General features: G+C 41.6%; 12 protein-coding genes. All 12 read left to right on the top strand.

The window, feature by feature from the left end; all coding sequences use genetic code 11:
* Window positions 1-328: 328 nt before the first annotated feature.
* Window positions 329-952, top strand: a complete 624-nt coding sequence (locus WCV88_01165) for a hypothetical protein (protein MFA6474793.1) — start codon at window positions 329-331, stop codon at window positions 950-952.
* A 95-nt stretch (window positions 953-1,047) separates the two neighbouring features.
* The gene (locus WCV88_01160; GenBank protein ID MFA6474792.1) at window positions 1,048-1,368 is read left to right on the top strand and encodes a hypothetical protein; all 321 of its coding nucleotides are present in this window, start codon (window positions 1,048-1,050) and stop codon (window positions 1,366-1,368) included.
* A 24-nt stretch (window positions 1,369-1,392) separates the two neighbouring features.
* Window positions 1,393-3,552, top strand: a complete 2,160-nt coding sequence (locus tag WCV88_01155) for a MopE-related protein (protein ID MFA6474791.1) — start codon at window positions 1,393-1,395, stop codon at window positions 3,550-3,552.
* A gap of 356 nt (window positions 3,553-3,908) precedes the next feature.
* Window positions 3,909-4,787 carry a hypothetical protein gene (locus tag WCV88_01150; protein MFA6474790.1) on the top strand — a complete coding sequence of 293 codons (879 nt, stop codon included), beginning with the start codon at window positions 3,909-3,911 and terminating at the stop codon, window positions 4,785-4,787.
* Between the two features lie 241 nt (window positions 4,788-5,028).
* Entirely contained in the window at window positions 5,029-5,346 is a 318-nt protein-coding gene (locus WCV88_01145; GenBank protein MFA6474789.1) for a hypothetical protein, read from the top strand.
* A 490-nt stretch (window positions 5,347-5,836) separates the two neighbouring features.
* Window positions 5,837-6,709: a transporter substrate-binding domain-containing protein gene (locus WCV88_01140; protein MFA6474788.1), complete on the top strand. Its 873-nt coding sequence runs from the start codon at window positions 5,837-5,839 to the stop codon at window positions 6,707-6,709.
* 5 nt (window positions 6,710-6,714) lie between these two features.
* Window positions 6,715-7,383, top strand: a complete 669-nt coding sequence (locus WCV88_01135) for an ABC transporter permease subunit (GenBank protein MFA6474787.1) — start codon at window positions 6,715-6,717, stop codon at window positions 7,381-7,383.
* Window position 7,384: 1 nt separating this feature from the next.
* Window positions 7,385-8,104 (top strand): ATP-binding cassette domain-containing protein, encoded by a 720-nt coding sequence (locus WCV88_01130; GenBank protein ID MFA6474786.1) that lies wholly within the window; start codon window positions 7,385-7,387, stop codon window positions 8,102-8,104.
* A 31-nt stretch (window positions 8,105-8,135) separates the two neighbouring features.
* Window positions 8,136-9,431 (top strand): GTP cyclohydrolase II RibA, encoded by a 1,296-nt coding sequence (ribA, locus tag WCV88_01125; GenBank protein MFA6474785.1) that lies wholly within the window; start codon window positions 8,136-8,138, stop codon window positions 9,429-9,431.
* Window positions 9,431-10,819 carry a nicotinate phosphoribosyltransferase gene (locus WCV88_01120; GenBank protein MFA6474784.1) on the top strand — a complete coding sequence of 463 codons (1,389 nt, stop codon included), beginning with the start codon at window positions 9,431-9,433 and terminating at the stop codon, window positions 10,817-10,819. The genes ribA and WCV88_01120 overlap by 1 nt, the downstream gene beginning before the upstream one ends.
* 160 nt (window positions 10,820-10,979) lie before the next feature.
* On the top strand, window positions 10,980-11,726 hold the full coding sequence (locus WCV88_01115; GenBank protein ID MFA6474783.1) for a hypothetical protein: 747 nt from the start codon (window positions 10,980-10,982) through the stop codon (window positions 11,724-11,726).
* Window positions 11,723-12,537 (top strand): hypothetical protein (locus WCV88_01110; protein MFA6474782.1); only part of this gene is annotated, 815 nt, incomplete at its 3' end. The genes WCV88_01115 and WCV88_01110, both read left to right, overlap by 4 nt.

Genomic DNA, 12,537 nt, shown 5'->3' with positions numbered 1-12,537 from the left:
AAATTTTACTTCTTGATTTAGCACATACTCCTTCATACAATTTCTAACGAATATGAAGGAGTACAGCTAGCTCAGGAATATTCTTGACTAGAGTCGTTCCTTCACAATCCAGGAGTCTCTCAATGGAACGGTACATCCGTCTCCTCATGATTAGTATCTTAGAGCCGTCGCTAAAAAATGTTATCCACATGCGCCTGTTATTTATTTTATCTAATGTTAGGCTCAAATTGAGTTTTTTATAGTTAACGCCGTCGCTGAATACTCATTGCACTAAATAACATTCTATGACCATAGTACAAGTATATAGACTATTATTAACTCTAAATTTATGTTTAAAACTAAACTATCTTTACTAACCACTTTAGTTGCCTGCACACTACTTTTAGCTGGCTCTAGTTGTACAACTACTCAAAAAACAAATATAAATACCAATGCAGTTACGGTAAACACAAATACAACAAACGATAATACTAACGTAGTTGTTACGGACTCAAATGACAATATCAATGGTGTAGTAACCAATGAGAATACTAATACAGAACAGGTGAGTGAAGTGGATACAAGTGATTGGTTAACATACACGAATGATGAATATGGGTTTAGTTTTAAATATCCAGTGGGCATTAATGTAACTGTTCAAGAAACTGATCTGGTGTCAAAGATTTTACCAGGAAAAAAAGTATCTGTTGTTCAGGTAGCAAAGGAAGGGGAAATACTGCTTACAATTTTTCCCGAAAGAAACATTGACCATGGCGTTCCGGGGTTAGAACAAAAAATGGTCATAATAGGAGGAAAATCTGGAACTGAACTCTTTTCTGATATTAGTAGTGAGTATTGGGTTAATAATTATCCTTTAGTAGATGCACACTTTACAATATTATCAAATAACACTAAACAAGAAGATAAAAAACAAGTTGAATTGATTATATCTACTATTACATTTAATTTCTGATTTAACACCGGTCCATCTATTTCAACTAGATGGGCTCTGCTAGCTCAGGAATCTTCTTGACTAGAGTCGTTCCTTCACAATCCAGGAGTCTTCCAATGGAACGGTACATCCGCCTCCTCATGATCAGCCTCTTCGTGATGTTCGGGTTCGCCGATCTGGTCGCCTGCAGCTTCGGCGATTGTGATCCATCACTGCCGGGTGCTGAATGTGGTGACAATGTCAGTGCATCTGGTCGATCGGGTATTTCTCTCAAGGCCACTGGCTATACGGGTCCCGAGCTCAAGATGCCGATGCAGCCTGGCGATCTCATTCGGTGCAACGTGGAAGCTGGTGGTGTGGTTGCCGAGATTCTACATGGTGGCATCGATTCATGGCATACTGATGCCAACAATGGCTACTATGCCATCGACTTCTAAGATCGCTACAGTGGTGATCCTGCTGTGGCAGTCGCCGCTGGCACGATCATTGACATGGTAACGACTGGCTGCACTCAGGGCAAGGCGAGCGAAGGTCATTTTGCTTGCTACGTCAAGCTCGACCACAGTGACGGATATACCACTCTCTACTACCACCTCGCTGCGGATTCAATTCCGTCTTCGCTCTACATCGGCAAGACCGTGGCACAGGGCGAAATTCTCGGTGCGATTGGCACGACGGGAGATTCAACTGGTACCCATCTGCACTTCTCCATCAAGTACAACGGCAGCGGCTACAGCTACACCAGTGAGCTTGATGGAGTTGAAATGGAAGGTATCCAGTTTGTGGATTACGTTGCAGGCAACTACTACGAATCTACAAACGACGGATCTTCCTCAGCCACTACCTCCACTACTACCACCACTCACCTCATGACTGTCGAACCTAACAGCAGTGGCAAGTTCGACATCTACGGTTACGAGGTGACGGGTTCGGGTGAGGATACTGCACTGTCCGGTAACTACTTCTCCTACACCAACACTGGCTCTACTGCCACCATTCTGTCCTGGCTCTCCGGAGACATGAATAGCGATGGCTGGGATGACTTGGTGCAAGTGCGGATCAAGCCTGGTTACACCTACACCAATGTCTACCTGTCCAATGGGGAAGGAGAGCTCAACACTCAGACCCGCTGGAAGAAGACGTCCGGTGAAGCGGTCAAAGCGTTCTTGGATGATGTGGACGGAGATGGGCGCGCGGATCTGATTCTGGTCTTCGCCAACACCGACGGCACTCTGACTTGGAAGTACTTTCTCAACGACAGCGATAACGGTCGGTTCGGTGACGCGGTCACCTGGAGCACCAGCTTCGGAACCACCAGTAGTGTCGTCTTAGTTGGCGACTTCAACGGCAACGGTGAGGCGGAAGCCTTCGCTGGTTCGGGGAGCACTCTGACCTGGCAACGTCTGAGCAGTTCTGGCAGCGTGACCAACATCAGCACTGGTTGGGCATTGCCCACGGATGAGTTCGTTGTCGCCGACACTAATGGTGACGGTAGCGATGAGATCATTCGCATCGACGAACGTGACTCCAGTGTGGAAATTGAAGCTGGTCACTATAACAACAGCACGAGTACCTTCACCATCGCAGTGATGGGTACCGATGTCGGTGGTACGGATGGTGACTATACCATCTATCCTCTGGACTACCTCGACGCCTACGCCGATCTGATTCGTTCCAACGGTACAACTCTGTATCTGGCACGGAGCAATGCCGGCAACAGCTTCGAAGAGCAGGTGGATCAGTCTCAATTGATCACTGGTTTGAGTTCAACCTACGGCCGGCCTCATATTCTGTTCGGAAACTTCGGTGTTCGGACGAGTACAGAGGTTCGATCACTCAACGGCATGGCGATCGATCCAATGGATGAGGACGATACGACTAGTACGAGTGACACCACCGACGAGAGCGATACCTCCTGCGACATCGACGGTGACGGCCAGACGGCCACGGGCTGTGGTGGAAATGACTGCAACGACAGCAACACAGCCATCTACTATGGAGCACCAGAGATCTGTGGCAACGGAACGGATGATGACTGCGTTGGGGGCGATGTGCCCTGCGCCGAACTCTACTGTTCCGATGGCATGGACAATGATCTGGATGGGCTAGTGGACTGTGGAGACTCCGACTGTGCGTCGAGCAGCTCTTGCAGTACGCCCACTGCCAGCGACTACGACGGCGACGGTTACGATGATACTGTCGATTGTGGTTGGTGGAGTGCGTCCATCTATCCCGGTGCGCCTGAATTGGCCGACTGGGTCGACAACGATTGTGATGGAAGCACGGACGAGAGCTGTGACTACGGTTGCGGTGGCGCCTACTGGGATGGCTGCACCGACGACTACGAAAGTTACTACTCGACCGGTTCGCTAACCTATGTCTGCGGCTCCAGCGCGGCAGATTCGGACGGCGACGGCTACGATGACTCCTTCGACTGTGCCTGGTGGGATGCAACTACCTACTCGGGCGCACCAGAACGGGGTGACTGGAACGACAACAACTGTGACGGCACGGTGGACGAAGGTTGTGATGGCAGCTGCTCTGGCTACTACGCCGGCGGTTGTCACGACGACTACGAGTGGTGGTATCTCGGTACCGCTACCTCAGCACCGCCCTGCTAGTCAGATACATTCAGTACCAGACCAGATCGGTTGTTGAACAGCAATGTTCGCCAGCTGTCGTCTGTGTACTGCCGAAGCTCAACGTTGACGCGACTACACATCGTGTTAACTAAGAGCTTCTTTCGTTTTTGTATATTTGAAAAAGTGGCGTAGTAGAGTTTACTCATCCGAAGTTCCTTCTTAGGAACGCAGGTGAGCTGTCGCTGAAAAATGTTATCCGGCATTGTATTTTTTTGAGAAGCATCAAAGAAAATTCCAAAATGGTCTTGATAAGTAGCTGTGGACTATGGACAAAATGTATGCATCGTATTAGTATGTATATACCTTATTAAACGATGTATAAAAGTAATAACATTATGCCTTCATTAATCAGCTATCTATTCATAATCTTAGCCACGGTATCAAACTTTTTTGGAGGACTTACTCAACCAAACTACAATGCCACTTTGTCTGCCATCCAATGGAATGATGGTGTGCCGCTAATTATGATTCATAGTAATGACAAGTTGGATATATTTTCAGGAGATGGAAAGATGCACACTACCTACAAATCTGACTCCAGTACAGAATTTTTGTCACCGCAAAAATTATTAGTAGGTGACACTGGTCTTTATTACATAACTCCAGAAGGTAGCCAGTTAATTGAGCAGTCAGCTGATAGAACGTACCAGTACTTATCACTTTCACCGCAGCAAGATTTTTTAGAATACAATCCAGTCGATTCTTCAATTCACTGTATCAGCACATTTGATTTCCAAACTTTAGGACCGTGTGTTGACGTGACGGCTCTCCTGTCGCAAAAATTTGATTGGAACACAGAAGCCTACATTGATACATTTTGGGATAGTAATTGGGATAAAACACACGACCAATACATCATTCGCGTTCGTAGTAAGTTACTATATGATCTGTTACCCAGTGGATCTGAAAATATGCCACCAGTGCAAGTACAACGTGAACTTGCTAGGTTCAGCTACGATCCAAACACCCAAACTGTCCAAACGTTATCATTAGATCAACCTATTATGCTTAAAACTCCCGATATCTTTATCACAGCTTCAGACCAACCACTCCTAGAGTATTTTCAGCCAGGTGCTGACATTACCATTACCAGTAATCCATTCAATCAATCAGTCGGTATTGCACAACGTTCAACGAATACTCGTGCGAAGCTAACTGATGTTTCTTTCTTTGATGATATGCCTGGGTTTAGTGTGGTTACTTACAAACAATAATACTAGACCATCTTGTTAACTAACTGGCTTTAGAGCCTGCTCCTACGAAGCTCTGTCCTACGAGCGTAGTAGAGTTTACTCATCCGAAGTTCCTTCTTAGGAACGTAGGTGAGCCGTCGCTAAAAATTGTTATCCACAAGCAAGTCGTTGCACTCAGTCATAATAAAGTGTGGTTTTTTGCCGTTGCGCCGTCGCGAAAAAGGTCTTGTAAAAACGAAATATTATACTTAGTATTTTATAAATGGAAATAACTGATGAAAAATTAGCATCAACTAAAACAGATGCAGAATCTTTTTATAAAACTATTAGACAAATAGATTGTCCTTACTTTCATACGCCGGTATCTTTCAATGCCAAGGGGATTGAACATCTCAAATTTAAGAAAAAAGGTAAGGCTAGATTAAAACTAGATCAATACATTCGTTTTCGGTTGTTAAAATTGGCTCCTGTGATTATACAAAAATCACATACCTTGCAAGAATTTTTTGAAACGAATCATCTGGAGCAAATGAATACAAATTCTCAATGGCAATATCGTATGGTCAATGTAAAATATTAAAAATACATCAAACAAAAAAATACTCCACATTGGAGATTTAGAAGGGGATTGATTGTATTATAACTTGTTTTGTTATTTACTGAGACTTGTTTACGGTTTTATGTATTCAACCGTGAGAGGGCCTAAACCCTAACAAGCTCAGTAAAAAAAGTATATCATAAAACTTTTTTGTTTGTCAACAGCTGTAATAATGCTGCAAAAAATGGATCGCTGAAAAGATGAATACAAATGAAAGCCCTGAAAAAAGATAGTGGACAGAAGAACCAACTCAAACTAACCCACACGTTAAAACGTGGGGTTAGTGACCAACATTAGAGTTTACTCACCCGAAGTTCCTTCTTAGGAACGTAGGTGAGCCGTCGCTGAAAAATGTTATCCACAAGCAGGTCGTTGCACTCTGTCGTAATAAACTGCAGTTTTTTGCCGTTGCGCCGTCGCGAAAAAGGCCTTCACAAAATCTGGCACTACTTTACACTTTAAATAATCAAATATGTATAACCTGAACAATTATAAATCAATTTTGCTGATTGTGGTGATAGTCCTCATTACCTCTTTCATTGGGGTTAATTTGTTCTCTGATAAAAATAGAACCAGTCAAAATGACGATCTTTTGTCTACCGTATTGGACAAAGGAGAAATTCGCGCTGGCTATGTAGTAGATCCACCGGCCATGATCAAAGATCCAAATACTGGTGAGCTGTCTGGTATTTTTCACGATGCACTTGAGGTGGCTGGTGAAAATTTGGATCTCAAAATTAATTGGGTTGAAGAGGCTGGTTGGGGAACAATGATAGAGGGATTAGACGCTGGTCGTTACGATGTGATCGTGACAGACTTATGGCCTAATGCCGCCAGAGCAAAGAATATAGATTTTACAATCCCGCTTTATTACAGCGCGGTTGGTGTGTATACACGCCCAGATGAAAATCGTTTTGCTGATCTAGTCGATATCAATAACCCAGATATTACGGTTGCGACGATAGATGGTGAAATGTCGGCTTTTATCACTCAATCAAATTTTCCTGACGCAACTGTTATTTCGTTGCCGCAAGATACTCCTGTCTCACAATTACTTCTTAATGTCATAACGCATAAAGCGGATGTGACTTTTGTTCAGCCGGCTATTGCTGAAGAATTTTTGGCGAATAATCCGGGTTCGGTAAAAAATATAACTAAAGATGATCCGATTCGATCTTTTGGTAATACAATGGGAATACCAAAAAATCAAGCTGGATTTGAGTCAATGATGAATACGGCGCTCGAAGAACTATTGAATAACGGGAAAATAAATGAATTAATACATCAGTACGAAAAGTATCCAGGATCCTTTTATCCAGTCGTCAAACCATATACCGTACCATAGCGAACATGTTTGACACGATCGCACATATCATTATTCAATATCGGGAGGGTCTCATCTCAGGCATCCTTGTTAGTTTGGCGTTAGTTGCAATTGTTTGGACGACAGGTTTAGTTTTTGGTGTATTGTTTGGCTGGTGGGCACATCAAAAAAAAGGTGTAGGCTCTTGGCTCAAAGTGTTTTGGTTTCTAATCTCAAGTAGTCCAATTTTAGTTATTTTGTTTTGGTTGCACTTCCCCTTGCAAGCCATGTTAGGAGTTGTCATCAAACCATTTATTACCGCAGCAGCTGGTCTTTCGGTTGTTAATATTGTTTTTGTTGCAGCCATAATAAAAGATAGTTTGGATGGACTGCCGAAACAGTATTTTATTGCCGGTAAAGTCAGTGGGCTAAGCGAAAAAGAAATATTTACTAAAATTAAATTTCCGTTGATGATGCGTGCCGTTATTCCGCAATTGCTTTTTCTGCAAGTGGCGATGTTGCAAGCCACAATTTTCGCCAGTTTAATTTCTGTTGAAGAGATTTTTCGTGTTGCTCAAAGAATCAACTCCATGATCTACAAACCAGTCGAAATTTATACAACCCTGGCCTTATTTTTTATCGCTATTTGTTTGCCACTTAATGTACTGGCTTATTGGCTGAAAAAAACTTATACCAGAAATCATTCCGAGAAGTAATATGATGCACGCAACTCATATCACCAAGATAATAGCTGGTAAGAAAATATTAAATAATGTTTCCCTATCCTTGGAAAGTGGTGAGATCATTTCTATTGTTGGTCCGAGTGGGGCTGGTAAAACGACTTTTTTGCGCGCCATTTCTTTAATTGATTTTCCGGATGCAGGATCATTGAAAATTGATGAAGACAATTATCAATTTCCGATTCGACAAGATGAATGTATTAAATTTCCATATCCAAATTTGACTATTGTTTTTCAGCAACTTTTCATTTGGCCGCATTTAACTATTAGGCAAAATCTAACGCTACCTTTGCGCAAGAATATCAATGAAAAGCATTTTGCAGAAATGGTCGATCTATTTCAGATGGATTCATTTTTAGAGCGCTACCCAAACGAAGTATCAATCGGAGAATGCCAGCGAGCGGCTCTGGTACGCGCTTTGCTCCTTAAACCAAATTACCTTTTACTTGACGAAGTAACTTCCGCGTTAGATATCGAACAATCTTATCTGATTCTTGCCCATCTTAAACAGATTGCCAACCGAGGAGTTGGAATAGTTATTGTGAGTCATGCGTTACACCTAGCAAGTAAAATTAGTGACAAAGTAATTTTTCTGGATGCGGGTAGTATTGTGGAAGAGGGAACTGGTGATATTTTAATTAATCCAAAAACTGAGCGATTAAAAAAATTCGTCAACGTTGCTCGGCAAGTTATTTAATACAACTTCGTAATAATAATAATTGATCTCTATGCTCACTTCAAAACAACTGGCCAAGATCACACGCCTGCAAAAAACTAAACAAAAACAATCGCGCACTATACCTAACAAAGGCATCATGATTAATTATTGTGAAAAGAAATTTATTGTTTATCGCACTGTGTTTGTACCGTATGAGGATTCAATTCTGCTCGTTAAAAAATATATGATTAAACCCGGTGAGCGTGTGTTGGATATCGGCACTGGCTGCGGAGTGATTGCTGTATTTTCTGCATACAAAGGAGCCAGTAAGGTGGTGGCTGTAGATACCAATTCTGTGGCAGTACGAGCTACGAACCAGAACGCTCACACTCATGGCTTCACAAAGATCATTGATGCGCGCTGTTCCGATCTATTCAACAAATTAGAGACCGGTGAAAAATTTGACGTTATTACTGTAAATTTGCCCTACCGTAACAAAGCCGCCAAGGATCTTGTGGAAGCTTCATTCTGGGACTCTGGGTTCCGAACCTATAAAAGATTTTTTTCAGAAGTAAGTAAGTACCTCAACCGCAACGGAAGAATTTATCTGGCACAAGCCAACTATGGAGACATTGCGATGATGAAGCGTTTAGCCAAAGCGGCGAGTTTTACAGTTAAACTCATTGGCAAAAAGACAATGCCCAAGGGAGATCCTAGGGTATTTTATGTCTTTGAAATAAAACGATCTGCACAAAAAATTAAAGTCGCCGGACCGATTAAAATGCCAGCCCTAGTAGGAAAGCAATCTGTAGCGCATTTCAAATTATACCTTTTAAGATTACGTAACGGAGATTATTACGCTCTAGAGAAAGGTCGCGTCAAAGGGACTGACTGGCCATTGGTTCGCATTCATTCGGCTTGTAATACTGCACAGATATTTCATTCCCAGCGTTGCGACTGTCATGCGCAACTACAGATGGCGATGGAAGTAATCCACCGCGCGCGTAAAGGTCTTATTATCTATGTGGTCAACCACGAAGGCAGAGGGGTTGGCGCCTTTAACCACATCCGCGTGTATCAAAAGCAAGACGAAGGTTATGATACGATTCATTCTTATCTCACATTGGGTTTGCCAGTCGATTCCCGCGATTACAGCGAGATCGAAGATGTTCTGAAGTGGTTTAAATTAAAACAGATTCGTCTTCTCACGAATAACCCAAAAAAGATATCCGCTTTGGAAAAGATGAATATTGAGATCCGGCGTGAACCACTCATCACTAAATTACATAAATATAATAAGTCGCAGATTGAGTTCAGAATCAAAAAACTTGGTCACTTAATTCCTCTCTCAAATAAACGGATCTAATGACTAAACCATTTCCCCAAACACCATATTTTACCCATTCTGACCTCCATCTTTTTGAGTTACCTCAGATATTTACCGCCGGTTCAATCTGGCTTGAGTCAAATATGGAGCACCAGGTTGCAACATTTGATCTCTTTGTCAGAAGCTTGCCGAAGAACAGAAATTTTTTATTGATGGGAGGCACAGAGGAAATAGTGCGTGGCATACTGAATTGGCGGTACACAGGTGACGAAGTAAGGTACTTACAAAAAAATAACATCATCACTCCTCGTTTTGCACGGTATCTGCGAGGCTTTCATTTCACCGGAGATGTCTATGCCTTGCCAGAGGGCACGGTATTTTTTCCGGATGAGCCAGTCGTGCGTATCACCGCACCGATCATTGAAGGAAATCTAATGACGATGTTCTTGATTAACGCCTTTACAAGTAATACCATTTTTTTATCAAAGGTGATCAGAGGAGTAATAGCAGCCAAAGACAAGAAATTTCTTGCATCGGCCAGTTTACGAGCTCAATCTAACGAATCTGCTTTTAAATTCGGCCGGGCAACTTATATTGCGGGTGGGCATGGTGCTAATATGATTCCGGCTTTCTGCAGGAAATATGATCTACCGTTTAGTGATCCTTCCAGAAAGACCTATCATGCTTTGATCAAATCTTTTTCTACCGAGACGGCAGCGATGAGCCGGGCAGCAGAAATTTTTCCAAATACGATGGATTTTATGGTTGATACCTACAATTTTGATAGAGGATTACAGCATGCTATCCAAGTTGCTAGTGAATTGAAGCGAAAGAAAAATTCAATAAAAGGCATCACCATTGACAGTGGTGATTTATACAAGCGTTCTGTGCAAGCAAGGAAACTGTTAGACAAAGCGGGTCTTAAAGAAGTAACGATAACGGTCGCGAGTAATTTAGATGAATGGAAAATAGACAATTTGTTGAGTCGAAGTGCACCGATAGACAAATTCATGGCTCTCACAGAAATGATAGCGTCAAAGGACGCTCCAAGCTTAGAAGCTGTTTATAAGTTAGCTGAGCTGCAGATAGGGCAGACAGTGGTTCCAAAAGCCAAGTTGGCTTCAGATAAGAGTAACTATCCTGGTAAAAAACAAGTGTTTCGAGTGTATCAAGATGGTGTGATGCAAAAAGATATCATCGGGCTTGAACATGAACAGTTGGGACGACCGCTGTTGAGAAAAATGGTAGAGCATGGAAAACTGATCTGTCGGTTGCTGACACTCAATGAAATTCGCCATTATGTTTTAACCCAGCGAGAAGAATTGCCGTCGCGCTTATTAAGCATCAAAAGAAATTATGCTTTTCCGGTTGGAGTGAGCCGTCAGGTTAATATACTCATGAATAAGGTTAGAAGGGCGCATATGTAGCAAAACGACATTTTTTAGAGCCGTCGCTAAAAAATGTTATCCACATATATCTAGAATTTATTTTGGCTAATTTTAGCTAAAAAATCAATGTTTTACTGTTAGCGCCGTCGCTACAGGATCATTGCACTTTTTAGGATAAGGAGTAAGACAAGATCATACTATGCGAATCCTAATTAAACGTAATATTATTGAACTCATTGGCCTTAGCTGGGTGGTAATATTGTCGGTTGGTATAGCCTATGGTTTGGAATGGATAGTAGTGCACTACAGCACGATTACTGCGGCATCAGCTCACTTGTTATTCGCGTTAACCTTGCCGCTTGTTTTATTTATCTTACAACAAGGCATGCGTAAATTGATGCACCAACCGCGGTTGGCTGGGGGAGTAAACATTGTTTTACCTAAAACGTTAGATGTAAATCCAGAAACCTTGCGGTCAGTGGAGGGGATTACTAAAAAGTTACAGGATCATTTTAGGCAAATGTATGCCATCAACCAAATCCATGTTTGTATATTTGATTGGAAACGGAAGCAGTATCAAGCGGTGTTTGATAAGTTCAGTTATTTGTTGCCACAAAATCACGCCTTGGTGTATTTTGCAAAACATTTTCACAGCATCTATACCACCGAGCGGCGCTCACCGTTGGCTGATGAAATGTCTGACGTGATGCATGCCGAGATGCTCGTGTTTATGCAAAAACACAAATTCGCCTTCATGTTACCACTCTACACCACCACCGATGTCTACGGTTTCGCCTTTTTCCGCCTGGATGAAATCAAAGATTCAAAATTATTAATCGAGGCTGATCAACCCTGCGTGAATCAAATCGGTTTAAAGTTTGGCCAGCAGTTACAACAGGTTTTAATTTACGATGCGATTGTGCTACATAATCAAAAACGAGTATGAATACTTTACGCGCCATGTTTTCAAATAAATCAGATAAGGTGTTGTTGGTATGGTTTTTATTATTAACTGGTTCAATAATTTCTTTAAATTTGTTTCATTGGTCATACAATGGTTATGGTTTAATATTTGTTTTTTTTCAAGCAGGTTTACCCTGTATTGGGACAATGATTGGATTTTACAGAATGAAACAATGGGGAGGATATAAAAGTATTGTTGGTAAATCATTATTTTTTATCAGTGTTGGTTTACTTTTTTGGTCTTTAGGAACGTTCATTTGGGTATATTACAATATGTTTTTATATGTAGAAGTACCATATCCATCATGGATGGATTTAGCCTATTTTCAAGTGCCTATTTTTTTGGGGATTGGTATTATTATGTTGGCAAATTTAACATCTATTCAAACACAAGTAAGGAAAACAAAAGAGAAAATATATTTCTTTCTAATCCCAATTTTAATGGCCATTGTAACTTATTACTTTATTTTTATGCAGTTACATGGAGGTGCAATCGCACTGTCTGATGGAGCTATAAAAATATTTCTAGATCTATATTACCCAGGAGGAGATATAGCAATATTAACTATCTTGATTATATTTTCAGGTTTAGAATTTAACTATATTGGAGAAAGATTAAAGTTACCCGTAACATTAGTCATTATCGGGTTAGTCGTTAATTATGTTGCAGATTTTTGCTTTTCTTATAGTACCTCAGTAGGCACTTACTACAATGGTAATTTTGTTGATTTATTATTTGGTATAGCCATGTTCACCTTATCATTAAGTGTTAGTAATTTACATCCTAAGTTGTT

The sequence above is a fragment of the Patescibacteria group bacterium genome, assembly GCA_041665365.1.
Lineage (GTDB): Bacteria > Patescibacteriota > Patescibacteriia > UBA9570 > UBA9570 > UBA9570.
Note: the sequence above shows the minus strand (reverse complement) of the source record. Positions and strands in the feature narration are given on the sequence as shown.